The following is a 24,339-nucleotide window of genomic DNA, read 5'->3' as shown; positions in this document are numbered from 1 at the left end:
TTATTAATAATGACATTTACCACACTCAAGACCTCCAATTGCGTCTACAGTAATCTTACCACCATCTTTAGGGTATTGCTTCTTAAGCTTGTCATGTAGATTCTTGAAGTATTCTTTATTATAACCGTTGTTCATATCAACTTCAGTAGTTCTGTGGCACTCAATACACCATCCCATAGTGAAGTCATTAGCCATTTGAACAACATTCATTGTGTCAATTTTTCCGTGACAAGCTTTACATACAACATCAATTTTGTTGTCTGGGTTCTTTTTGTTGAAAGAACTGATGATTGCTTGCTCACCTGCTACAACGTGCTGAGAGTGGTTGAAGTACACGAAGTCTGGCATGTTGTGAATTCTTGTCCATTCTACCGGTTGTGTTTTTCCTGTGTACTGTTGTTTAGCAGGATCCCAACCTGTAGCTGCGTAAATTTTCTGGATCTCTCCATCGTAGAATGCCTTGTCTTTTCCAGGCTCCATGTAATGATCTGCGTTGTATTCAGAAATAGTTCTGTGACAGTTCATACATACGTTCATTGATGGGATTTCAGATACTTTACCGTATTTAGCACTAGAGTGACAAAGTTGACAGTCAATCTTCTGTTCTCCAGCGTGAATTTTGTGTGAGAAGTAAATAGGCTGCTCTGGCTTGTATCCTTTGTAAACGCCGATCCACATGATCCAGTTCCAAATTCCGTATGTTGCCAAAAGCGCTAAGATTGCGATTAATCCTTTACCTACATAGTGGTATTTAGCATAGATTTCGCTGAAAGATTTTACTCTTGTTTCGTTTAATCCCGCTAAGTCTTCAGATTGTCCTAGTTTTACTAATTGTCTTAGTTTTAACAAGATCCAAACTAATAAACCTGCGATTGCTAAAAGTGAAATGATTACTACGTTTGTAGTAGTTTTGTCTGCAGGAGCTGCTTGTGCGGTACCTGCTCCAGCTTCTGCACCTGCTTTTTTATCGTCAGTAGGTGCCGGCTCCGGTGGATTAGTTGTAAAAGCTAAGATATCATCGATGTCCTTATCCGTAAGGTTAGGAAACACCTGCATCTCAGTTTTGTTATACTTTTCAAAAATCTCATTGGCGTATTTGTCCCCAGAAGCTCTAAGAGCTTTGTTGTCTTTGATCCACTTATGCAACCAATCTGTATCTACGCCACCTTCAGTTTTCACTCGCTCTACAACCCCTTTCAAAGGTGGTCCTACAACTTGTTTGTCTAAAGCGTGACATGCCGTACAATTTGCCTTGAAAAGTTTCTCTCCATTCTTAGGATCGCCGTCTTGCCCGTAAATTGAAGCACTGGTTGATAGCAATAAGCCTATTGCGATCAACGTTTGTCTATAATGCTTTCTCCAACTAATCATTTAAATTATCTTATGTTAGTAAAATATTGAACATTCAATCAATCCCGCAAAAATAATATTTTTAACAGGAATTTAACGGCTTATGGAAAGGTGAATATGTCATTTCTGTTTAATTTGTAATTATTCTAAATAACTGTGTTTGGTATAATTTTTTAATTTGTATAAATTTGCGGAAACAAGTTTAAATGAAAAATTTAATCAAAATATTTTCAGTAGTATCATTATTAGGTTTTTATCATATTGATGCACAACAGGTTGTAAAGAGAGATACTTTAAGTGGAACAGAGCTTATTATTTCTATGGATCCAAAGGTAGATGCTGCCTTGGGAAGCATTGAAGATAAATGCTCCAGAGTGGCTGTGAGTACGCCTTCAAGAGATACAGATAGTGATAATGACTATACGAAACCTACCAAAATCTATGTTCCGAGCAGAGAACTTACGAATGCGGAAATTTGTAGAAAAAATCCTAGAATTTTAGGATATAAAATTCAGATCACGACGGTGAAAAGTAATGATGAAGCCAATGAAGTAAAGGCGTATTTCAGAAAAAGATTTCCGAATCTGAAAGTAGAGACGGATGCTTCTTTGAGGCCGAATTATAAAATTTTGGCAGGAAGTTATTTCACGAAACAAAGTGCATCTTCAGACTTATCAAGAATCCGAGAATATTTTAAATCTGCAGTTGCTGTTCAGTATAGAATTTTCTGCGCAGAGGCAAAATAGTTTCAACAAAACATAAAAAAATAAAGCTGAGAACATCGATTCTCAGCTTTTTTATTTTATTGATAATATTGATTTAAAAACCAAAAAAATTCGGTCATTCTAAAGTAATTGTTGAAGACTAAATAGGTAAATAATATTCCTGTTACTGCCACTAAAATAGAAGTTATTTTAACAGATGATCGGTAGGTGAAAAATAGCCAGCCAATCAATAAAGGATATACAAAAACAAAGTGTCCGCCGTAGATAAATGCGGTGTGAAGTCCGAATTTCATAAAGCAATGGATAATGATGTCTACAAAAAAAGAAATCATTAACATCTGTACCAATTTATTCTTAAAGTTTTTATAATAACTCCAACTTATTAAAGCTAATAAAATGGCAATAAAAATATAAGGAATCCATGATGAATACACATCCATAAGTATGGCTTTAAAATGAAAACCTTTCATATTGTGCTTATTTCTGATAATTAAATCTGAAAATAAAATATTTCCACCAAAAAAGTAAGAAGAAATCATATCCCAAGTCGGAGTGCTTTTTACATTTGAAAATTTTTCGTACTGCTGACTTGTTTTGCTGAAAATTGTTTTGTACTTAAAATCAATTCTATTCAGATACAATAAAATAAAGCAAATGCACGTGATGAGCACTCTTATGGCTGCATTCAATAACTTTTTCCAGTTTTTAAAAAGGTCTTTTTCAAATAGTATGGGAATGAAAACTTTTACAATGTTGGTGACAGTTAATCCTCCAATGGTAACTCCTGCAAATGCTAAAGGTATGGCTGGGATTTTTTTATCTGCTTTAATTTTCGAGGCAGCATAGTGATTAAACAATGTTAATAAAAAAAACGTGTAGGTAAAGTTTTCCGGAGTAAATGAAAGTAAAATATTAGTTGAGAAAACTCCGAAAAATATAATCAATAAGAGCCTGATGTAATTGGGGAGGTTAATAATGTTTTTTAAATATTTAAAAACCTGTAAAATACTTAAACTGACCATTAAATTGCTTATCCAGGCTAATGCGAGTCTAAAAATAGCATTTGTTTTATCGTCGGAAAGATATAAAGCAATTTCTCGGATCCAATTAAAAAAATAATAGGATAGTGGATGTCTTTCAAAGCTTCCACCGGTCATCACAATCGCTTTATTGTCAAAGCTGAAATAGGCATCCCAAGGAATTCTTTCGTCATAAATAATTCGATAATCTAACGCGATATACCAGCCTAAAATTCCGTACATAATAAGAAAAAACGTGAATACCCCGAGCTCCGAATAAGAAGCGGGAAGAATAAGCCTGAAAAAGCTGTTGAATTTTGATTTTATAGTCGGAATAAACACCTTCGAAAATTTTTACAAAAGTAAAATAAAAAACTCACCAAAAATTGGTGAGTTTGTAAGATTATAATAATTGAAATTATTGCTTGATAACTTTTTCTGAAGTTTTCGTTCCATCTGCAAATTCTACCTGTAATAAATAGGTTCCTTTTGGAAGCGCAGATAAGTCAGCTTTTGCAGTATCTGATTTTAATACAGATCTTCCTGTCATATCAACAATTGTAGAAGATTTAACTTTTTTATCTGTTTTAATATTTACTTCTCCTTTTGTTGGATTAGGATAAACAGAAACTTCTGATTTTGATTTTGAAATTTCATTGGTAGCAAGAACTGAACCTAAAACTTGTACATCATCAATAGAAACAATATCAGCGTCCGCAGCAACATAACGGAATCTAACTCTTACATTTGACTGTGTACTGTATGCTGAAAGACTTACCTGTACTTGTACAATGTTTAGGTTGTAAAGATCAGTGTCTTCATCTCCATCTCCATCATCTATAAATCCTGTTTCATCATCTTCATTCCAAACGGTTGTCCAAGTTGTTCCTCCATCAGTTGAAATCTGAGCTAATAGGTCTCCGGCATCCTGAGCAATCATATAAGAGTAACCCACAACTGCTTTAAATCTTAAAACAGGGCTGGCTGTTCCTACTAAGCTAAATGCTGGGCTTACTAAATCTGCAGTATTAGATGCTGCTGTCCAGTTGACAGATGCTGATTTGGTTCCGGCAATTGTATATTCTGCTTGACCAGCTGCATTGAAGTTAACTGTTGTGAAGTCCCATGGTCTTGTTGATACTGTTGAAGATCTAGTCCATCCTGTAGGTGGAAAAGTTGTTCCTTCAAAATTTTCATTTAGCAATGTTTGTGCGCTACCAAAGAAAGAAGATAGTAATGTTAAAGATAGTAGAATTCTTTTCATAATATTTTTTTATAAAATTAATAAAAAATATTGATTTAATATTGTGATTTGGTGAAAAAAGAGTGTTAAAATTGATTTTTTGATCTATGAACTACAAGAAAGCATAGAACATCCCGAAACATCATCATATTTTGAAGGGCGTTTTTTAGAAAATTCAGGGTAGATTTCTTGGTATGGATTTTCCAATGCTTTTGTTAGCTTTTCTAAAAGTTCTGTTTTTCCGATAGTAATTTCTTCAATACATTCAAAAAGTAAGTAATTTCTCAGGATGAATTTCGGATTTGTCTCTTTCATCAATTCCAGAGATTCTTCTTTTGAGATTGCATTCTTTTCAAGTCGTTTTTGATATGCTGTTAAAAAATGATCTAGCTTGGAAAGTTTTTCCTCATCCAATAATAGATAAGAAACATTTTCAAACTGAGATTTTAAATCAGCTGTATGATCAAATCTTTCCAGTTGAGTGAAAAATAAAGTGTAATCCAACTGCAATTCCTGCATCAGGCCTTGCCAATTGGTGAAGAAATCTTCATCATCCTTTAAAAGAGTATCAAAACCGAATTTTTTACAAAGCATTTGATCGTGAGCTTTCCAGAAATAATCTCCGAAATCGTTTAATGTTTTCTCTAAAAACTGTTCATCTTTAATAATTGGATGAAGTGCATTGGCAAGCTGCCAAAGATTCCATTGTGCGATTTGCCCTTGTTTTCCGAAAGCGTATCTTCTGCCAGGCAGATCGGTTGTATTTGGAGTAAAATTCAGATCATATTCATCCATCATTGAATATGGGCCGTAATCGATCGTTAATCCCAAAATTGACATATTATCGGTATTCATTACGCCATGCACAAATCCTACGCGATACCATTCCACCATAAGATCGGCGGTTCTTTTACAAATGTCTGAAAAGAAGTCTTTGTATTTTTGAGTTCCCTCGGAAGTTATTTCTTTAAAGTAATTTTCAATGGTAAAATCAACCAAATCCATCAAAGTATTGAGCTCTCTTTGCGCAGACATCAATTCAAAATGTCCGAAACGAAGAAAACTTTCTGCGGTTCTTACAACAACGGCTCCTTTTTCCGCTTTTGGATCTCCGCTGTACATGATGTCTCTTATCACGTTTTCTCCCGTGAATGATAAACTTAATCCTCTCGTGGTTGGAATTCCTAAATGAAACATGGCTTCACTCATCAAGTATTCGCGAACTGAAGACCTCAACACGGCTCTTCCGTCAGCGTGTCGTGAGTAAGGAGTTGCTCCGGCGCCTTTCCATTGGATTTCGTTTTTCTGACCTAAGTTATTGGTGATTTCTCCAGCTAAAATAGCTCTTCCGTCACCCAATTGTCCTGCCCAGTTTCCAAACTGATGTCCGGCATAGGCTGTTGCATAGGTTTTTATATTTTCAGGTAAATTGTTTCCAACTAAAAAGTCAAGGTCTTTTTCTTCAAATTGTCCCAATCCGATTTCTTCTGAAAGTTTTTCATTAAAAGCAATCAGTTTAGGCTGATCAAAACCAACAGGTGAAACGGTGGAAAATAAAACTTTTGGCGTATTTCTCTGCAGGGTATTTCCTGAAAAATCTCCCGGAAATATTTTTATAAAGGGTTGTTGAATGTTTTCAATTTTCATAATCTCAAAGATAGTGATAATAAAAAAAGACCTTTCAATTTGTTTGAAAGGTCTGATGTATTTCTAAAAGAGAATTTATTTATTAAAATCTATTTCTTCAGAAGTGTTTAAATTCTCGTTTACGTTGTCTTCTTTTTTACCTGAATTATTTTTCGGAGTAGGATCTACAGGTCTCGGATTTTTGATCTCGTCGATTGTCTGAAGACCTCCATCGTCTCCATAACCTCCGCCAATTCCTTTTAATCCTGAACAGCCGTCTTTCCATTCAGATGGTTTGGTGAATTTATCGTCTGGTGAAACGCCTAGTGTTTTATCTGCCCAGACTTTTTTCATGTAGATCGCCCAGATTGGTAGTGCCATTTTCGCACCCTGACCTTCACCGGTTCCAAAGAAGTGGGTTGCTCTGTCTTCCCAGCCTACCCAAGCTCCTGTTGCCAGTTTTGGAGTAATCCCCATAAACCAACCATCGGAGTTGTTCTGCGTAGTACCTGTTTTTGCTGCAATTTCCACTGCTTTTGAAATTCCCCTTCTTCCCAATTCTCCGGAAGCTGTTCCATATTGTGCCACACCCTTCATCAATTCGATCATCGTGTAAGCATACAGAGGATTCATCACTTCTTTCGGTTCTACATTTACTTCTTTAATTACTCTACCATTGGCATCTTCAATTCTCCAGATCATTTCCGGTTTATTGTGGTTACCATAGTTGGCAAATGTACTGTAAGCACCAAGCATTTCAAAAATTGTAATATCTGACGAACCTAATGCAATTGTATTGTTTCTAGGGATGTCTTCCGTTACTCCTAAATCTCTTGCCGTTTGAATTACTGCATCAACACCTGTCATTTCGATAAGCCTTGCTGCGATCGGGTTTTGAGAGTGTGCTAAACCATCTTTTAAAGTTAACATTCCCCCTCTTCCCGGAACGTGCCATCCTTTATGATCATACGTTGCGTTAGAAACTGCTGAACAAGGTGTCATTCCTAATTTCATAATAGCCGTAGCATATACGAAAGGCTTGAATGTGGAACCAACCTGTCTTTTTCCTTGTTTAATGTGATCGTATTGAAAATGTTGCCAGTCGATACCTCCAACCCAAGCTTTAATTTCACCAGTTCCCGGAACCATAGACATCAAACCTGCCTGAGCAATTTGTTTGTGATATCTGATAGAGTCCCAAGGAGACATTTCTACCTCTTCTTCTCCGCCCCAAGTGAAACGAGATGTTTTGATCGGCTTATGGAATTCCAGTAAGATTGAATCTTCAGAAACTCCTGCCGCTTTCAACTGCTTGTAACGCCCGGTTCTTTTCATCGCCTGAGTCATTACATCGTTTACCTGTTTATTGGTTAGGTAATAGAAAGGTCTGTTTTTTCTGCCTCTTTGTTCGGCATCAAATCTTTTCTGAAGATCTGTTAAATGTTCACGGATTGCTTCTTCTGCATACTTTTGCATTTTAGAATCAAGCGTCACATATATTTTTAAACCGTCTTTGTAAAGGTTTAATTTTTTACCGGTTTGTTTTTCGTAATCTTTAAGATAATTATCAATCTCTTTTCTCAGATAAAACTTATAATAAGCAGAATAATCATCACTGATATTTTTGATCGGGTGATAATCTACCACTACAGGAGTTGATACTGCTTTTTCGTATGTTGCATTGTCAATATAACCTGTTTCAAGCATCTGAGTTAAAACAACATCTCTTCTTCTTTTTGCTCTTTCAGGATTTCTCATGGGATTATTAGCAATAGGTGCTTCAAGCATTGCGACAAACATAGAGGCTTCCGGAAGAGTCAATTCGGAAGTTGTCTTATTGAAGTATATTTTAGATGCCATTTCAATACCATTCGCATTATATGTAAAATCGAATTTATTGAAATACAAAGTAATAATTTCTTCTTTGGTGTACAGTTTTTCAAGGCTCACTGCAACAGACCATTCTTTTAGCTTTTGAATAACTCTTTTTACTGGATTTTTGGATGGTTCCTTTGTAAATAAAAGTTTAGCTAGCTGTTGAGTAATTGTAGAACCTCCACCTCTGTCTCCACCATATCTAAGAGCTCTCAAAATAGATTTTAAATCAATCCCCGAATGCTCTTTGAATCGCTCATCTTCTTTAGCTTGTAAAGCATAAATAAGATAAGGAGGAAGTTGTTTATAGGTGATTGGCTGAGTCTTTTCTTTCTCAAATTTACCCAGTAATACACCGTCTGACGAAATGATCTCCGAGGCAACGTAGATGTCCGGATTTTCAAGTTCCTTTACATCGGGCATTTCTCCAAGAAAACCTTGGGAAACCGCAAAGAAAAGTCCTGAAATTCCTAAAACTACAACAATGAGCCCAAGCCATACAAGCCTTACCCACTTTTTCCAGGAGCTGTCTTTCTTTTTTTTAGGAGGAAGCGGAAATTTTTTTCCTTTGCTTCCGGCATTTTGTTTGTTTACTTCCATGTAGGGTTACGGTTTAGCCGTTTCTATTTTTACTCCAATATCTTCAATTCCGGGAAGGTTATCGTTTCTCATGGCCTGTACCAAGCCAATTTCATACTTTCCTTTTGCCGGAAATTTATAATTCAGTTTATACTGAAAAAGAGTTTCCTTCGTGTCACCAAATCCTGTACCAAGCCACTCTCCGTTGGGCTTAGCCAAAACATAGTTCATTGTATCGGTCTCTTTTTTCTTCGTTTGAAGATTCGTGAAATTTACAATGAATCTTATATTGCTGTAAGGATATTCATTGTTATTTCTTACAACAAATATAATATTTTTAGGATTCTGCGGATCTGAAATTTCAAGATTAAATTTTTGTTCACTCTTCTTATTCCATTTATTATCAACGGAATTCATCGTTACTTCTCCTTCTGAGGAAGAATTACAGCTAAAGAAAAGGATAAGGGTAAATAATCCTAAAATTTTACGCATTATTATCTTTTTTTGGAGGAAACTTCTTTTTGAATTTTTTCTTGTTTGGGTTTGGTTTTTTCTCAGAATCAGAAAATGCTGTTTCTACCTTTTCCACTTGAGCTTTTGGCTGTTGAGGCTTTTGCTGTCGTGGTTGATTGTTAGATTGAGCATTTGCATTCGGTCTGTCCTGTTTCTCCTGTCTTTCCGGGCGAGGTTGTTTCGTCGGTCTGTCGGATCTTTCCGTTCTTTCAGCTCTCTCAGGACGATCGGTTTTTTCTGAACGTTCTTGTCTTTCAGGTCGGTTATTAGGTCTTGTATTTCTATTTTGACCTTGTTGCTGACCTTGATTGTTCTGATTATTACTCGGTCTGTTCTGATTTCTGTTTTTGTTATTCCCTCTGTTTTTCTTTTCGAATCGGTCAACACTGTTTTCCTGAATCAAATCGATGGTTGCCAAAGGAATATCCGGTTGCTTTAAATCTTCAAGAGGAAGCGTTTTCTCGCCTCTTTTATTTTTAGCAATCAGTTTTTTAACCAAATCAATATCAAAGTCATACCAAGCCATAGAGCTATCTACATAGGCAAACCACATTTTCTTTTTGAAAACGTCGATTTTAATACAAAAAGCTCTTCCTTTCTCAGTATCCAACATAGTGGATGAAGACGGGAAGTTGCTTAAAGCATCCAAATAGCTGTCTAATTCGTAGTTTAGACAACATTTCAATTTACCACATTGCCCAGCCAATTTTTGAGGATTGATGCTCAATTGCTGATATCTTGCCACATTGGTATTTACCGATCTGAAATCTGTTAACCATGTAGAACAGCAAAGTTCTCTTCCGCAAGATCCGATTCCGCCTACTTTCGCTGCTTCCTGTCTGAAACCGATCTGTTTCATATCGATCTTCGTACGGAAGGCACCCGCATATTCTTTAATCAACATTCTGAAATCTACACGATTATCAGCGGTATAATAAAACGTAACTTTAGAGGCATCACCTTGATATTCAACATCTGTGATCTTCATTTCAAGACCCAGCCTGTGAGCAATCTTTCTTGCGTCGATCTTTACGTTGTCTTCTTTTTTTCTTGCTTCCTGCCATACCTCAAGATCTTTTTGGTTGGCCTGTCTGTATATTTTAAGGGCAGATTCTTCAGAAAATTTCTTCTTTTTCATCTGAATCTTTACCAATTCGCCGGTGAGACTTACCACACCTACATCATGTCCGGGACTAGATTCTACTGTTATTACACTACCTATATGTAATGGGATATTGTTTACATTTTTATAAAACGATTTTCTGTCATTTTTAAATCTAACTTCCACAAAATCACACCTGTTCGATGCGGGATTGTTGATGTTAGAAAGCCAGTCAAAAACACTTAATTTATAACTATTACCACAGGTATTTACATTTTCACAGCCATTCGCGGTTTTCTTGGGACCGCAAGAATGTGCAGAATCGCCGGATGTTTTACATCCACAACTCATATATTATATATTTAATCTTGCAAATTTATGATTTTTATCTTTATGAGGTCTAAAATAATCAAATATTAAGAAACTCGATTGTTTAATATTAAACAAATGATAAGGGTATTAACTTAATTTTTATTAAATATTTAATAATGATTGTTTTAGGTGTAATTCAAGCGTAGATATTATTTTAAACATAATTTTCTTTGGCTATAATGTTTAAAAATTTAAGATTTATTAACAGGTGTAACTAAAATAATTTTATATTTGGGTTATATAATAATAGTCTATGAAAAAAATCTTAGTATCAACTGCATTATTGGCGGGTGTTTTATCTTACGCGGGAGGCTTCAGAGTGTCTTTGCAAGGGGTAAAGCAATTGGCAATGGCACACACGAGTGCGCATGCTGAGGATGCGAGTGTAGCATTCTTCAACCCGGCGGGTATGTCTTTCATTCCTTCCAAGTTTAGTATCGCGGTAGGAGGTTTTGCGGCAGGTAACAAAGTGACTTTCCAAAATACGAATACGCTACAAAGTACAGAAACGGATAATCCTATCGGAACTCCGCTTTACGCTGCAATTGCCTACAGACCAGTAGACAAATTATCTGTTGGTTTTAGTTTTTCTACACCTTTTGGTAGTACAATACAATATCCATCAGATTGGGAAGGAAAAGAAATGGTGCAGAAGCTAGAGCTTAAAAGTTTCTTCTTCCAGCCAATGATCTCTTATAGATTCAATGAATGGTTTGCGTTTGGGGCAAGCTATATCTATGCAAGAGGAGATGTGAAATGGGATAAGGCTATTACTCAATTCGGAGGACAGCTGAATCTTGACAGTAAAGCCAGCGGACACGGTTATGGATTCGGTTTCTACTTCAGACCAGATCCTAAATTGGATGTAAGTATTGCTTACCGTTCACCAGTTGATATGAAGGCTAAAGACGGAAAGGCTACCTTCAGCTTCCCGACATCTACAATTTATCCATTATTAGGTTTAGATGCATCAGGGAAAGATAGTTTTACCGCAACTTTGCCTTTGGTAGAAGAATATACGGTAGGTTTAACCTATAAAATTACACCAAAATGGTTGGTTTCGGCAGATTTTAATTACCACGGTTGGGAAAGATACAGTCAGTTGACGTTAGATTTTGGTCAGGCTCCTGTTGGAAATTCACCATCAGATCCTACGAAGTCTATTTCTCCTAAAAACTTTAAAAATTCTAAAACATTCAGATTAGGAACGCAGTATGCATTCACAGATATGATCTATGGTCGTTTAGGTGCTTATTATGATGAAGCTCCGTACACCGAAGAGAATTTCATTCCAGAAACACCTTCTTACAATACTTATGTAATTACTGGTGGTGTTGGATTTAAATTGAAACAATTCGGAGTAGATTTAGCAGGAGGATATGCAATGCCTCAGGCAAGAGATGTGAAAAATGCGAACTTAGGATTTTACGGACAATCCACAGCGACTGCATTTTATGTAGGTTTAGGTTTATCTTATAACCCTTTTTAATTGAAAGACTATGAAAAAAATTATAATTTCTACAATCGCTGTTTCTGCGTTACTATTCACAACGAGTTGCGAGCATGATTTTGATACAGACGTAAAAGATGTTGTTGTAAGTAAGGGTGAAGCAGATTTTAAAACCTATGTAGCATTAGGAAACTCTTTGACGTCAGGTTACAGAGACGGAGCGCTCTATGCAGACGGGCAGAATGAATCTTACCCTTCCATGATTGCCCAGCAGATGAAACTAGTAGGCGGTGGAGATTTCAAGCAGCCTATGATGCCGGATAATAACGGAGGTTTGCTTTTAAATGTTGGTGGAAGCACCAATCTTCAGATTGCAAACACAAAACTTTATATTGATAGTTTTATTAATGGTTCTCCAGATCTGAAAAATGCCAATGGAGGTGTAGCAACTACTTTAACAAATACTGTTCTTCCTGGTCCGTTTAATAATCTTGGAGTTCCGGGGGCAAAAGTAGCGCACTTATTAGCAGATAATTATGGAAATGTGGCAGGAGTAATTCCTAAAACGGCAAACCCTTATTTTGTAAGATTTGCATCCAGCCCTACAACTTCTGTTATTAAAGATTTTAAAGCGCAGAGTCCTACATTCTTTTCTTTATGGATCGGGAATAATGATGCTTTGTTATATGCTTTGGCAGGTGCAGATCCTTCGGTTGAAACATTAACACCTCCGGCGATGTTTGCACAATATTATAATGCATTAATTGCTGAAATTGCAACAACAAATGCGAAAGGTGTCATTGCTAATATTCCGAGTGTAACGTCTATTCCTTCATTAACTACAATTCCTACAAACCCTTTAACTGCTGCAGTTTTAGGAAACGGAAATGTTGCTGCTGGAGAAGCGAATATTGATAATTTAAATGCAAGTTTATATGGGCCTTTAAATCAAATTTTAACAGCATTTGGAGCTGGAGATAGAATTAAACCTCTTTCTAAAACAGCAGCAAATCCTCTGTTGATTAAAGATGAAACGTTGCCAGATCTTAAAGTTCAGATTACGGCTGCTGCGGCTGCTTCAGGAAATGCTCAGTTGGTGGCTTTGGCTACTTATCTTGGGAATACTTACGGGCAGGCAAGACAGGCAAAAGCTGGAGATTTGGTTCCTTTAACAACAAAAGCAGAAATCGGAAAAGCTGAACCTACCGCTTTAGCCGCGCTTTCTGCAAAAGGAGTTGCTTATCCGTTTGCCGATAAATACATTTTGATTCCTTCTGAAATTGCAGATATCAATACGACTATTGATGCTTATAATGTGACTATCAAGGCTGCGGCGGCTTCAAAAGGATATGCTTTTGTAGATGCTAATAAGAAAATGAACGAGCTTGGCTCTAAGTCTGGAGTTTATTGGGATGGTGTGAAATATACGGCTAGCTTCGTAACTGGTGGTGCATTCTCTTTAGATGGAGTTCACCTTACTGGTAGAGGATATGCTATTATTGCCAATGAATTTATAAAATCAATCAACGCGACTTATAAATCTACATTGCCACAGGTAAATGCGAACAATTATTCAGGTATAAAATTCCCGTAATAATTGATAAAATAAAAACTTAGAAACCACAGGATAGATTCTTGTGGTTTTTTTTTAAATTTGCAAAATCTTTTAAAAAGTAAAAATGGCCGATCAGTTAAGTTATCTATTTTGCACAAGAACGAGTAAGGACTTGGCAGAAAAAATTGCCCATCACTATGGGAAAGAATTAGGAAAAATCAACTTTCAGACGTTCAGCGACGGTGAATTTGAACCCGTTTTAGACGAATCTGTAAGAGGTGGAAGAGTATTCCTAATCGGATCTACATTCCCTCCAGCAGACAATTTGTTAGAACTTCTTTTAATGATTGATGCAGCGAAAAGAGCTTCTGCAAAAAGCATTACGGTAGTACTTCCTTACTTCGGACTTGCAAGACAAGACAGAAAAGACAAGCCAAGAGCCCCAATCGGAGCGAAATTGGTGGCAAATCTTCTGACTGCTGCAGGTGCAACAAGAGTAATGACGATGGATCTTCACGCAGACCAAATCCAAGGATTTTTCGAAATTCCGGTAGATCATTTATATGCATCTACAATTTTCGTAGACTACATCAGAGATCTGAATCTTGAAAATCTTACTATCGCTTCTCCGGATATGGGAGGTGCGAAAAGAGCAAAAAACTATGCAGGTCACCTTGGTGCAGACGTAGTAATTGCTTACAAAGAAAGAAAAAAGGCAAATGTAGTTGAAGAAATGTTCCTTATCGGGGATGTAGTTGGAAAGAACGTAATCCTTATTGATGATATGATTGATACGGCGGGTACATTGTGCAAAGCTGCAGATATCTTAATGGAAAAAGGAGCAAAATCGGTAAGAGCAATGGCTACTCACGGAGTGCTTTCAGGGAAGGCTTATGATAATATTGAGAACTCAAAATTATTGGAAGTTATTGTAACTGACTCAATTCCTGTGAAAAATAATTTGTCATCTAAAATAAAAGTGCTATCTTGCGCCCCATTATTTGCGGACGTTATGAAGATGGTTCATGAGCATCAATCAATTAGCAGTAAATTTGTTATTTAATTGATATTTAGAAGTTTGCAAATTTAATTTGAAACAATTTTTTAAATTTTTTATAAATGAAATCTATTACAATTCAAGGTACAAAAAGAGAAAGCGTGGGCAAAAAGTCTACAAAAGCTTTACGTGATGCTGAATTAGTTCCTTGTGTTGTTTACGGAGGTGCAGAACCATTGAACTTCTCTGCTGAAGAGAGAGCTTTCAAAGGTTTGGTATATACTCCAGAAGCACACACGGTATCTATTGAAATCGACGGACAGGTAATTCCTGCTGTTCTTCAAGATATTCAGTTCCACCCAATTACAGACAGAATTCTTCACGTTGATTTCTATCAATTAGCTGACGATAAGCCAGTTGTTATGGAAGTTCCTGTAAGAATCACTGGTCGTTCTAAAGGTGTTGTAGCTGGTGGTGTTTTACGTCAGTCTTTCAGAAAATTGAAAGTAAAAGCTATTCCTGCAAACTTGCCAGATGAGGTAGTTGTAGATGTTACTCCATTAAGAATTGGTAACAAACTTTACATCGGAGGTATCAAAACTGAAGGATATTCTTTCATGCACCCAGACAATGCAGTTGTTGTAGCTGTTAAGATGTCTAGAAATGCAATGAAAGGTGGAGCAGCAGCTCAGGATGATGAGGATGAAGATGAAGTTGCAGCTGAAGGAGAAGCTCCTGCAGCAGAAGAAACTGCAGCAGAATAAGAATTACTTATTTAAAAATATGAAACCTGTCAATTTTTTGGCAGGTTTTTTTATGATTAAAAATTAAATATTTCACTTCAAAAAAATACGAACCCTTTTATAAGTGAAACGCCTTTGTGAACTAAAAAACATAAAGTAATCAAAATCTTTGTGCTCTGAGTGTTCAAAATAACAATTTCAGTTAAAAAAAATTCATAGCTATCATTCGCTAAGTAAAATGCCCTTGCGAACGTAAGTATTCACAATAAAATTATCCATTCCTAGCAACCTTTAGTGTTAAATATATAAAGTATATTTCACATCGAATCTTTCTATCAACTTACAACAAGCAACTCTCAACCACAATCCGAAAAAAAGCCGTAAATTTGAAGTGTTCTAAATAAGAGCGTTTTAATTTAAAATTATAATAAATGTTTGACATTCAGGAAATCAGAAGTCAGTTTTCTATATTAGATCAGAAGGTGAACGGTAAGCCGTTGGTTTATCTAGACAATGCAGCAACATCGCAAAAACCGAACTCCGTTTTAGAAGTTTGGAATCAATATTATACAGAGCTTAATGCTAATGTTCATAGAGGAATTCATACTTTGAGCCAATTGGCAACCGAAGAAATGGAACTTTCAAGAAGAAAGATTCAGAAATTCATTAATGCTAAACATGATTTCGAAGTCATTTTTACGAAAGGAACAACAGAAGGATTAAACCTCATTGCTTATATTTTAACGCAGAAATTAAAAAAAGACGATGAAATCATCATTTCTTACCTTGAACATCACTCGAATATCGTTCCGTGGCAAATGCTTTGTGAAAGAACCGGAGCAAAACTTAGGGTAATCCCCATCGACGAAAACGGAATTCTTCAATTAGATAAATTTGATGAGTTTTTAAGTGAAAAAACAAAAGTTGTTTCTGTTAATCAGGTTTCAAATGCTTTGGGAATTGTAAATCCAATCGAGGAAATTATTTCAAAAACAAGAAAAAATACAAACGCTTATATCGTAATCGATGGCGCTCAGTCTGCGCCTCACTTTACCATTGATGTTCAAAAAATGGATTGCGATTTCTTCGTGTTTTCAGGGCATAAAATGTACGCTCCGATGGGAACCGGGATTTTATACGGAAAACAGGAAATTCTTGAAGATTTGCCGCCTTTCCATGGAGGAGGAGAGATGATTGCAACGTGTTCTTTTGATGGAACAACGTATGCAGGACTTCCTTTCAAATTCGAAGCAGGAACACCAAATGTAGGGGGAAATATCGCTTTAGGAGCTGCAATTGATTTCATTCAGAAAGTAGGGCAGGAAAATATCCAAAATCATGAAAATGCCTTATTGGAATATGCCCAAAGACAACTTTTAGAAATTGAAGGAATTAAAATTTACGGTGAAAAAGCAAAAAGAACAGGTGTTGTTTCTTTCAATCTTGAAGGCATCGGAATTGCTTCTGACGTGGGAATGATTTTAGATAAACTAGGTATCGCTGTAAGAACCGGGCATCACTGTACACAGCCAATTATGGATTTCTTTAATATTGCAGGAACGGTAAGAGCAAGTTTTGCGGTTTATAATACTTTCAATGAAATTGATTTGCTGGTGGAAGGTGTGAAAAAAGCTCAGAAAATGTTATCATAAAACAATGATTATATAAATTGACCTCCTGATATTTAGAGTTTTTTGTTTTAATATGTTGTTTAGATTGATTTTAAATAATAGATATTAACAATTAATCAAATTTGAAAATTCTTTCTCTGTAGTTGTAAGACTTGATTTAATTTTGTCTGGTCTAAATATAACACATGGAATTAATTGAAAAACTAAACTGGAGATTTGCCACCAAAGCAATGAACGGTCAAAAAGTACCACAGGAAAAAGTGGATAAAATATTGGAAGCGGCAAGATTAGCACCTACATCAAGCGGACTTCAACCTTTCGAAATCATTGTAGTGACTAATCAGGAGATCAAAGAGCAGATCAGGCCTCACGCTTGGAATCAGCCACAAATCACGGATTGCTCACATCTTTTGGTTTTTGCCGCTTGGGATAATTATACGGAAGAAAGAATCAATAAAATGTTTGATTTAACCAATGATATCAGAGGTTTCAAAAATGAAGGCTGGGAAAATTACAGACAAATGTTATTGGGAATGTATCCTCAAAGATCGGCTGAAGAAAACTTCACACACGCGGCAAAACAAGCGTATATCGGATTTGGAGCAGCAATTATCGCAGCAGCTTTCGAAGAGGTAGATACAACGCCAATGGAAGGATTCGTACCTGAAGAAGTGGATGTTATTTTAAACTTAAAAGAAAAAGGTCTGAAAAGTGTTCTGTTGTTGCCAATTGGTTACAGAGACGCTTCGAATGACTGGCTGGTAAACCTTACGAAAGTGAGAAAACCGAAAGAAGATTTCATTACTGAAATCAACTAATTATTAATTAATTTACATATAGAAACCACCCTTTCAATTACTGAAAGGGTGGTTGTATTTTATGTAAGAAAAAGAAATCTGCGTCATCTGCAAAATTTGCGAGAATCAAAACTCAACAGTCGGCTTCCAATCTACCACCGCTCGGATAAATGCTTCTGCATTTTCCAAAGGAATATTTGGTAAAATTCCATGTCCTAAATTTGCAATATATCGGTCTTTTCCAAAACGGTTAATCATTTCAGTCACCATTTTTTTAATGGTTTCAGGGGTCGAATGCAATCTTGCAGGATCAAAATTTCCCTGAAGCGTCATCGTATGATTCGTCAGTGTTCTTGCAAATTCCGGCTTAATCGTCCAGTCAACACCTAAAGCTGAAACCGGAGATTGTACCATATCTTCCAAAGCAAACCAACATCCTTTTCCGAAAACCACAACGTGTGTCAACGGGCTTAAAGCTTCAACAATTTGATGGATGTATTTCCAAGAGAATTCCTGATAATCCGCCGGAGAAAGCATTCCGCCCCAAGAATCGAAAACCTGAACGGCAGAAACGCCTTTTTCAACTTTTCTCTTCAAATAAGCAATCGTAGTATCTGTAATTTTCTGAAGTAATAAATGTGCCGCTTCCGGTTGTTGGAAACAGAAAGATTTTGCAATATCAAAAGCTTTACTTCCTTTTCCTTCTACGCAATAGCAAAGAATCGTCCAAGGTGAACCTGCAAAACCGATCAATGGAATTTCGTTGTCTAATTTCTGTAAAGTCAGTTCAATCGCATCAAAAACGTAGCCTAAAGTATCATTCACATCCGGAACTGCAACATTTTGCACATCTTCCATTGTTCTGATCGGATTATCCAACCAAGGACCCACGTTTTCCTTCATTTTGAAATCAATCCCCATCGCTTGCGGAACCACCAAAATATCAGAGAACAAAATCGCAGCATCCAAAGGGTATCTTCTGATGGGTTGTACCGTGATTTCGGAAGCCAGTTCCGGAGTCTGACATCTTGTGAAGAAATCATATTTATCGCGTAGCGCAATGAATTCCGGCAAATATCTTCCGGCTTGTCTCATCATCCAAACGGGTGGTCTTTCTACGGTTTCTCCGCGAAGTGCTTTTAAATACAGGTCGTTTTTAATCATAATTTATTAGACTAATATTGCCAAGAATGACAATTAAAATATATCAATTTTTGTTTATAATTTCCTTTTTTATTACATCAAGAACGGAAATCAAATTATTTCCTTCTGAAGTAAAAACAGGTTTTGAAGTATGCTTTCTCAGCTCTCGGGAAGTGGTTTCGCCAATCGAAAAAAGCATCATATCCTGTAGGGAATTTTGTTTTGCAAAACTACGAACTCCGCTCGGACTAAAAAATACAGCAGCATGATATTTTTCAGTTATTACAGGATTGGTTTCTTCGGTATTATAAACGGTAACTTTTTTATATTGAATGTTTTGCAGTGGAAGGTCATTATCCAGCACGTTAATCGCTAAGTTTCCGCAAAAGTGAATAAAGCTTTCGTGCTGGCAGTTTCCGATGATAAATTTCGAAAGTGTTTCAGCGTTTTTCAACACTTTAAAAGTTCCGAAACCGTGTTTTCTGAGTTCACGTTTTGTTTTTTCGCCAACGCAATAGATTTTATTGTAATTTTTTGCAGTAAAATCTTCATTGGGCTGAAATCCGTTTTTGAAAAAAGAAATAATTCCGTTCACGCTGGTAAAGATTAGAGAATGGTTCTTCAGATCAAATGAATCCACTTGCATAGGAGTGGTTTTAATTACCTCAACACAATCAATCGAAACTTCTTCTCCTAAAGATTTAGAGATAACAGCTTGGTCTATGTTTTTGGTAAATAAAATCTTCATTATGGTTTGTCTTTTAAATGTAAATCGGAGACTAAGAGTCTTACCTTATTCATGAAATCTTTTCCGGGATCTTCTTTTATGGTGAAATAATTAGGATCTACTTCCTTCCAAAGCTTGGAATTTCTGAAGGCTCCGTATTCCGAATGCCCGATGAGATATTCTATATTGTATTTTTTTGTTAAATATCTTACCAATTGCGCATTAGCGGTAATTTGCTGTTCGGTGAGCGGTTGTTTTTTACTTCCGATGTTTTCAATCCCGATGGCGCAATAATTTAAACCAATGGTATGTCTCGCAAACATGTTGGGTTCCATCAGCTGATAAATCGTTCCGTCTCTGTCGATAATATATTGTGAGGAAACATTCAGCGTACTTTGTTTCTTCAAAGTATTTCTGGCACTTTCCAGATGGGTTTTATTAAAGTATTTAAAATTAGTTTCCACCGTTCCGCCCGCTGTGTAATGAAGAACGATCATTTTTGGCGAAATGGTTGCTGTATTTTGGGTAATATTATAGTGAGATTTAAGGTAATCGATGCTTAAATTTACCCTTTCGGAAGAATAATTTATTGGCTTTTTAATAATTTCGGGATCACCTTTCTGAGCGTATGTAAAACCTACGATCGATAAAAACAAAAAGCAAATAATATTCTTCATAAACTTATTTAGGATATTGATAATGCCCGGTAATGGTGAATTTAAATAGGCAATCTTCTATCACTTGTCCGGCGCCGATATTATGTACGATTAAATATCTTTTCCCGTCCGCCGATTTCTTATTCACCACAATTCCGATGTGGGTTAAATTTCCAGGTAAAAGCCAGGTTATGATGTCTCCCGGAACATAAAGCTCAGGGTTGGTTTCTATTGACTTTGATTTTCCAAATTTAGCAAAGAAAATTCTCAAATTCGGAACTCGGCGATGATCGATGTTCGTGTCAGGCTTTTTCAGTCCCCAGGTTTTCGGATAGGCTGAAAAATTTTTCGCCATATCTTCATGCACTTCCTTCTGAAGATCAATTCCTAATTTTCGATATGCCCGAATCACAACATCGGTGCAAACGCCTTTATCTTTCGGAACATCTCCGTTCGGATAATTAATGACGAAATAAGCAGGATCGTATGAAACCTTGTCTTTTGTTAAGCTTAACGCTGCGGCAGACAATTTCTGAGCAAACTGATTTTGCGCTTTAGCAGTAAAAGCACAATATATAATGATAAGAATAGTGAAATACTTTCTCATTATGCACGAAATTTTAGGATTAATTAAATCTGGCTTTTAATCTCAGCCATTAATTCTTTCCCGCCATTTTCAAGAACAATTTTTGCAAACTTTTTCCCGAAATTTTCTTCTTCATTATAAACGAAACTTTCATCGGTCGCGATGCAGTTTTTACCGTCTAATGAGCAAAGTGCCGCCTTGAAGCGAATCTGATCTTCAAAGATCTCAGCAAAAGCCCCAATTGGTGCTGTACAACCGCCTTCCAGCGTATTCAGGAAATTTCTTTCCATTTCTACACAAATTTGGGTAGGCTTATGATTGATTGAGCTAAGGATCTCGTTGATTTCAGGTTTGTCTGAATGCCCTGCAACTGTGATTACTCCTTGTGAAGGCGCCGGAATTAAAAACGGAAGCATCTCATGATCAATGTCCATTTTCATTCTTTTGATACCCGCCAAAGATAAGATGGTTGCATCAAAATCGCCATCTTCAAGCTTCTGAAGACGCGTCTGTATATTTCCACGGATATCAGAAAATTCAGCATTCGGAAAGTTCTTCAGCCAAAATGCTCTTCTTCTCAAGCTGCTAGTTGCCAGTTTAAGCTCGTGGAATTCTTTATTTTTTGCAGATTCTTTTCTGATGAGAACATCCTGAGGGAAATCTCTTTCCAGATAAGCAATCAGTTCTATTTTTTCGGGAAGTAAGGTAGGTACGTCTTTTAGAGAATGCACAGCAATGTCGATCTCGTCATTCAGTAATGCGATATCAAGATCTCTTGTGAAAACTCCCGTGATTCCTAAAGAGTAAAGCGGCTGAGTAAGATTTTTATCACCCGAAGATACAATAGGAACAATTTCCGTTAAATAATTATTATTTTGAAGATGCCTCGCAACTTCTCTCGCCTGCCAAAGGGCAAGTGCGGAATTTCTGGTTCCGATTCTAATGCTTTTCATTGAATTCGTTGTTTGGTTGTTCAACTAATATTTCGTGCATTAATTTACTAATTTCTTCGGCTTTTAACGGATTATCTATTATATATTTTGCAAAACGGTTGGTGATTTTCTGAATCATTTTGTCGGAAAGTTCCATATCCGTGATGTTTATGTATTTATTTTTTCTGTAAAAATTGTGCATTTCGTTGCGTTCCATATTCTTTAAAACCGCTTTGAAATGATGAATATTTGGTGCCAGCTTTCTTTTTTTCTCCCATTCCAGAAAGTCTTTCGTCATTTCCTTGATGATCTTCTCTGCTTTCGGAATTTCTTTTTCTCTTTGCTGAATGGTTTCCTGAATTTGTTTTGAAAGTTCATCAACATCAATCAAAGTTACATTTTCATTTTCCGTTACATTTTTTTCAACGTTATTCGGAATTGAAAGATCAATTACCAAAGTTTCTTTTCCGTTCGGGAAGTGAGATTTGTTAACAATCGGGTGTTTAGCTCCGGTAGCTACAATAAGAATATCGGTGCTTTTTAATTCCTGATCAAAATCTGCATAATTAATATTCGGAATATTGTACTTTTCAGATATCTTGGCCGCCGTCTCCTGAGTTCTGTTGGCAATTTTAATTTTTGGCTGATAAACATGTTTTACCAAATTTTCAACCGTATTTTGTCCGATTTCCCCAACGCCTAATAAAAGAATGTTTTTCTCGGCAATTCTTTTCTGGCTATTTAAAATATAATGAACAGCTGCGTAAGAAACAGAAGCTGCTCCATTGGAAATTCCTGTTTCGTTTTTTATTCTTTTTGAAATCTGAATTGCAGAATTTATAGATCGCTCCAAATAAGGGTTAGAATTTTTTCTTTCCTTTTTAAAACGTGCGTATGCTTTTTTTATCTGCCCTATAATTTCGAAATCTCCGATGATCTGGCTTTCCAGACCTGCCGCCACTCTGAATAGATGCGTCAACGCTTCTTCTTTGGTCAAAATATTGGCAAACTGTAAAAAATCCATCAGATTTACGCCAATGGTTTTACAATATTCTTCGGCAACCAAAAGGTAATTGGAGGTAGTGGTGTAAATTTCGGTTCTGTTACATGTGGAAACCACGAATGCATCCCCTAAATCTTCATTATGAATTCGGGTAACAAAGTTTTTGATGTTTTCATCAAAGAAAGCAAATTTACCTCTCGTTTCTACATCAGCTTTTTCGTAGCTAATAGAAAGTACGGCAAAATTCGACGTTTGATGTATGTTGGAATACTGTAACATAAGCGGGGCAAATTTACATCTTTTTTAATAAATTATTTTCTGATACTGTATATGATAATTATCGTAAAAAACTATTTTGGGATGGTTCTAAATAGCGGAAAGCGCAATTTCATTTTTGATATTTAAGCATCGCAATTTTTATTAGTTTTTGTTAAAAATTTTAAGGATAAAGGCGTTATCTTATCATTAAATTTACCTGCTTTTTAGCAGATTTAATTCTCTACAGGGCGAATGTTAAATTTAGTTTAAATCAAAGTTCGTAAATATCTAAAGTAAAAGTTAATAGAATATTAGAAATTTTAATAAAATTTTAACCAAATTATATGCTTGTGGAATTTCTTTAGTAGCCTTAAATTTATATCTTTGTAAATCTTTAAAAAATCAGAAGGAAAATATGAGTTTATTCGATATGTTTACGCAAGAAATTGCGATAGACCTTGGTACTGCCAACACCCTAATTATCCATAATAATAAAATTGTTATAGATCAGCCGTCAATTGTTGCAATTGAGCGTTCTACGGGTAGGCCGATTGCCGTCGGGGAGCAGGCGAAGCATATGCAGGGTAAAACTCACGAGGATATTAAAACGATTCGCCCGTTGAAAGATGGGGTAATTGCAGATTTCCACGCTTCTGAGCACATGATTAAAGAATTTATCAAAAAAATTCCTGGAATTAAAGGTAAATTTATTCAACCTGCGTTGAGAATTGTTATCTGTATTCCTTCTGGTATCACTGAGGTTGAAAAGAGAGCGGTAAGAGATTCTGCTCAAAAAGTAAACGCTAAAGAAGTGCGTTTGATCTACGAACCAATGGCTGCGGCAATAGGAGTTGGTATCGACGTTCAGAAACCTGAAGGGAACATGATCATCGACATAGGTGGTGGTACTACAGAAATTGCTGTGGTAGCTTTGGGAGGTATCGTTTGTGACAAATCTGTGAAAATTGCAGGTGACGTGTTTACAAATGACATCGCTTATTACTTGAGAACTCATCACAACTTATACATCGGAGAAAGAACGGCTGAGAGAATTAAAATCGAAGTAGGTTCTGCTGTTGAAGATCTTGATGTAGATATCGAAGATATTCCGGTACAAGGTAGAGACCTTATTACTGGGAAGCCAAAAGAAATTATGGTTGGGTACAAAGAGATTGCAAGAGCATTAGACAAATCGATCATCAGAATTGAAGATGCGGTAATGGAAACACTTTCTCTTACGCCTCCGGAATTGGCAGCCGATATTTACAAAACAGGTATTTATCTTGCTGGTGGTGGTGCTTTATTGAGAGGTCTTGCGGATAGATTACACAAAAAAACTGGTCTTCCTGTATTTGTTGCAGAAGATCCGTTGAGAGCTGTAGTTCGCGGAACAGGTATCGCACTTAAGAATATGGATAAATTCAATTTCTTAATTAAATAATACTAACTTTTACGAA

The 24,339-nt window shown here is 36.2% G+C and carries 21 protein-coding genes; 8 read left to right on the top strand and 13 right to left on the bottom strand.

Features of this window, described 5'->3' with window-relative positions; translation table 11 throughout:
- Positions 1-3 precede the first annotated feature (3 nt).
- On the bottom strand, positions 4-1,371 hold the full coding sequence (locus tag OXQ85_RS07835) for a c-type cytochrome (RefSeq protein WP_267403336.1): 1,368 nt from the start codon (positions 1,369-1,371) through the stop codon (positions 4-6).
- Between the two features lie 185 nt (positions 1,372-1,556).
- Between OXQ85_RS07835 and OXQ85_RS07830 the strand changes: the two genes are divergently transcribed.
- Complete coding sequence (locus OXQ85_RS07830) at positions 1,557-2,096, top strand: SPOR domain-containing protein (RefSeq protein ID WP_267403334.1); 540 nt, start codon at positions 1,557-1,559, stop codon at positions 2,094-2,096.
- Positions 2,097-2,152: 56 nt separating this feature from the next.
- On the opposite strand, the gene OXQ85_RS07825 is transcribed toward OXQ85_RS07830, so the two are convergent.
- The 6 genes from OXQ85_RS07825 to ricT form a co-directional block, all read right to left on the bottom strand.
- Complete coding sequence (locus tag OXQ85_RS07825; protein WP_267403333.1) at positions 2,153-3,436, bottom strand: DUF6080 domain-containing protein; 1,284 nt, start codon at positions 3,434-3,436, stop codon at positions 2,153-2,155.
- A gap of 76 nt (positions 3,437-3,512) precedes the next feature.
- Positions 3,513-4,358, bottom strand: a complete 846-nt coding sequence (locus OXQ85_RS07820; protein ID WP_267403331.1) for a T9SS type A sorting domain-containing protein — start codon at positions 4,356-4,358, stop codon at positions 3,513-3,515.
- 84 nt (positions 4,359-4,442) lie between these two features.
- The gene (locus tag OXQ85_RS07815; protein WP_267403329.1) at positions 4,443-5,984 is read right to left on the bottom strand and encodes a protein adenylyltransferase SelO family protein; all 1,542 of its coding nucleotides are present in this window, start codon (positions 5,982-5,984) and stop codon (positions 4,443-4,445) included.
- Between the two features lie 75 nt (positions 5,985-6,059).
- Entirely contained in the window at positions 6,060-8,438 is a 2,379-nt protein-coding gene (locus OXQ85_RS07810; protein ID WP_267403327.1) for a transglycosylase domain-containing protein, read from the bottom strand.
- Between the two features lie 6 nt (positions 8,439-8,444).
- Positions 8,445-8,909 (bottom strand): gliding motility lipoprotein GldH, encoded by a 465-nt coding sequence (locus tag OXQ85_RS07805; protein WP_267403325.1) that lies wholly within the window; start codon positions 8,907-8,909, stop codon positions 8,445-8,447.
- The gene (gene ricT / locus OXQ85_RS07800; protein WP_267403323.1) at positions 8,902-10,383 is read right to left on the bottom strand and encodes a regulatory iron-sulfur-containing complex subunit RicT; all 1,482 of its coding nucleotides are present in this window, start codon (positions 10,381-10,383) and stop codon (positions 8,902-8,904) included. Before ricT ends, OXQ85_RS07805 begins: the two co-directional genes overlap by 8 nt.
- A gap of 274 nt (positions 10,384-10,657) precedes the next feature.
- On the opposite strand from ricT, the gene OXQ85_RS07795 reads away from it, so the two are divergent.
- The 6 genes from OXQ85_RS07795 to OXQ85_RS07770 all read left to right on the top strand — a co-directional run bounded on the left by OXQ85_RS07795 (position 10,658) and on the right by OXQ85_RS07770 (position 17,598).
- Complete coding sequence (locus OXQ85_RS07795) at positions 10,658-11,893, top strand: outer membrane protein transport protein (RefSeq protein ID WP_267403321.1); 1,236 nt, start codon at positions 10,658-10,660, stop codon at positions 11,891-11,893.
- A 10-nt stretch (positions 11,894-11,903) separates the two neighbouring features.
- Positions 11,904-13,448 (top strand): SGNH/GDSL hydrolase family protein, encoded by a 1,545-nt coding sequence (locus OXQ85_RS07790; protein WP_267403320.1) that lies wholly within the window; start codon positions 11,904-11,906, stop codon positions 13,446-13,448.
- A gap of 85 nt (positions 13,449-13,533) precedes the next feature.
- Positions 13,534-14,472: a ribose-phosphate pyrophosphokinase gene (locus OXQ85_RS07785; protein ID WP_267403319.1), complete on the top strand. Its 939-nt coding sequence runs from the start codon at positions 13,534-13,536 to the stop codon at positions 14,470-14,472.
- Positions 14,473-14,528: 56 nt separating this feature from the next.
- A complete protein-coding gene (locus OXQ85_RS07780) occupies positions 14,529-15,170 on the top strand; it encodes a 50S ribosomal protein L25/general stress protein Ctc (RefSeq protein ID WP_267403317.1) in 642 nt (213 codons plus the stop codon).
- Positions 15,171-15,580: 410 nt separating this feature from the next.
- Positions 15,581-16,801, top strand: coding sequence for a cysteine desulfurase (locus OXQ85_RS07775; protein ID WP_267403315.1), 1,221 nt, complete (start codon positions 15,581-15,583; stop codon positions 16,799-16,801).
- A gap of 164 nt (positions 16,802-16,965) precedes the next feature.
- A complete protein-coding gene (locus OXQ85_RS07770; RefSeq protein WP_267403313.1) occupies positions 16,966-17,598 on the top strand; it encodes a nitroreductase family protein in 633 nt (210 codons plus the stop codon).
- Between the two features lie 105 nt (positions 17,599-17,703).
- Here the strand turns inward: OXQ85_RS07770 and hemE are convergent, their stop codons facing one another.
- Genes hemE through hemA form a run of 6 tightly spaced genes read right to left on the bottom strand, consistent with a single transcriptional unit; the run spans position 17,704 to position 22,903 of the window.
- Positions 17,704-18,741 (bottom strand): uroporphyrinogen decarboxylase, encoded by a 1,038-nt coding sequence (gene hemE, locus OXQ85_RS07765; protein WP_267403311.1) that lies wholly within the window; start codon positions 18,739-18,741, stop codon positions 17,704-17,706.
- A gap of 43 nt (positions 18,742-18,784) precedes the next feature.
- Positions 18,785-19,468: a uroporphyrinogen-III synthase gene (locus tag OXQ85_RS07760; protein WP_267403309.1), complete on the bottom strand. Its 684-nt coding sequence runs from the start codon at positions 19,466-19,468 to the stop codon at positions 18,785-18,787.
- Positions 19,468-20,124, bottom strand: coding sequence for a peptidoglycan recognition family protein (locus OXQ85_RS07755; protein WP_267403307.1), 657 nt, complete (start codon positions 20,122-20,124; stop codon positions 19,468-19,470). Before OXQ85_RS07755 ends, OXQ85_RS07760 begins: the two co-directional genes overlap by 1 nt.
- Before the next feature lie 4 nt (positions 20,125-20,128).
- On the bottom strand, positions 20,129-20,710 hold the full coding sequence (locus OXQ85_RS07750; protein ID WP_267403305.1) for a DUF1287 domain-containing protein: 582 nt from the start codon (positions 20,708-20,710) through the stop codon (positions 20,129-20,131).
- A gap of 23 nt (positions 20,711-20,733) precedes the next feature.
- A complete protein-coding gene (hemC, locus tag OXQ85_RS07745; RefSeq protein ID WP_267403303.1) occupies positions 20,734-21,642 on the bottom strand; it encodes a hydroxymethylbilane synthase in 909 nt (302 codons plus the stop codon).
- Positions 21,629-22,903, bottom strand: a complete 1,275-nt coding sequence (gene hemA, locus OXQ85_RS07740; RefSeq protein ID WP_267403301.1) for a glutamyl-tRNA reductase — start codon at positions 22,901-22,903, stop codon at positions 21,629-21,631. The genes hemC and hemA overlap by 14 nt, the downstream gene beginning before the upstream one ends.
- Before the next feature lie 394 nt (positions 22,904-23,297).
- Between hemA and OXQ85_RS07735 the strand changes: the two genes are divergently transcribed.
- Positions 23,298-24,323, top strand: coding sequence for a rod shape-determining protein (locus OXQ85_RS07735; RefSeq protein WP_027381028.1), 1,026 nt, complete (start codon positions 23,298-23,300; stop codon positions 24,321-24,323).
- The last annotated feature ends 16 nt before the right edge of the window (positions 24,324-24,339 follow it).

The sequence above is a fragment of the Chryseobacterium sp. GM_Chr_2 genome (assembly GCF_026540445.1).
Taxonomy (GTDB): Bacteria; Bacteroidota; Bacteroidia; order Flavobacteriales; family Weeksellaceae; genus Chryseobacterium.
This window is presented reverse-complemented; position numbering and strand designations above follow the sequence as displayed.

Coding starts and splice junctions, on each gene's coding strand:
- OXQ85_RS07795 (WP_267403321.1), top strand. CDS start 10,658: ATGAAAAAAATCTTAGTATCAACTGCATTATTGGCGGGTGTTTTATCT.
- hemE (WP_267403311.1), bottom strand. CDS start 18,741: ATGATTAAAAACGACCTGTATTTAAAAGCACTTCGCGGAGAAACCGTA.
- OXQ85_RS07820 (WP_267403331.1), bottom strand. CDS start 4,358: ATGAAAAGAATTCTACTATCTTTAACATTACTATCTTCTTTCTTTGGT.
- OXQ85_RS07835 (WP_267403336.1), bottom strand. CDS start 1,371: ATGATTAGTTGGAGAAAGCATTATAGACAAACGTTGATCGCAATAGGC.
- OXQ85_RS07750 (WP_267403305.1), bottom strand. CDS start 20,710: ATGAGAAAGTATTTCACTATTCTTATCATTATATATTGTGCTTTTACT.
- OXQ85_RS07830 (WP_267403334.1), top strand. CDS start 1,557: ATGAAAAATTTAATCAAAATATTTTCAGTAGTATCATTATTAGGTTTT.
- OXQ85_RS07735 (WP_027381028.1), top strand. CDS start 23,298: ATGAGTTTATTCGATATGTTTACGCAAGAAATTGCGATAGACCTTGGT.
- OXQ85_RS07810 (WP_267403327.1), bottom strand. CDS start 8,438: ATGGAAGTAAACAAACAAAATGCCGGAAGCAAAGGAAAAAAATTTCCG.
- hemA (WP_267403301.1), bottom strand. CDS start 22,903: ATGTTACAGTATTCCAACATACATCAAACGTCGAATTTTGCCGTACTT.
- OXQ85_RS07790 (WP_267403320.1), top strand. CDS start 11,904: ATGAAAAAAATTATAATTTCTACAATCGCTGTTTCTGCGTTACTATTC.
- OXQ85_RS07780 (WP_267403317.1), top strand. CDS start 14,529: ATGAAATCTATTACAATTCAAGGTACAAAAAGAGAAAGCGTGGGCAAA.
- OXQ85_RS07805 (WP_267403325.1), bottom strand. CDS start 8,909: ATGCGTAAAATTTTAGGATTATTTACCCTTATCCTTTTCTTTAGCTGT.
- OXQ85_RS07755 (WP_267403307.1), bottom strand. CDS start 20,124: ATGAAGAATATTATTTGCTTTTTGTTTTTATCGATCGTAGGTTTTACA.
- OXQ85_RS07775 (WP_267403315.1), top strand. CDS start 15,581: ATGTTTGACATTCAGGAAATCAGAAGTCAGTTTTCTATATTAGATCAG.
- OXQ85_RS07760 (WP_267403309.1), bottom strand. CDS start 19,468: ATGAAGATTTTATTTACCAAAAACATAGACCAAGCTGTTATCTCTAAA.
- OXQ85_RS07785 (WP_267403319.1), top strand. CDS start 13,534: ATGGCCGATCAGTTAAGTTATCTATTTTGCACAAGAACGAGTAAGGAC.
- OXQ85_RS07815 (WP_267403329.1), bottom strand. CDS start 5,984: ATGAAAATTGAAAACATTCAACAACCCTTTATAAAAATATTTCCGGGA.
- ricT (WP_267403323.1), bottom strand. CDS start 10,383: ATGAGTTGTGGATGTAAAACATCCGGCGATTCTGCACATTCTTGCGGT.
- OXQ85_RS07770 (WP_267403313.1), top strand. CDS start 16,966: ATGGAATTAATTGAAAAACTAAACTGGAGATTTGCCACCAAAGCAATG.
- hemC (WP_267403303.1), bottom strand. CDS start 21,642: ATGAAAAGCATTAGAATCGGAACCAGAAATTCCGCACTTGCCCTTTGG.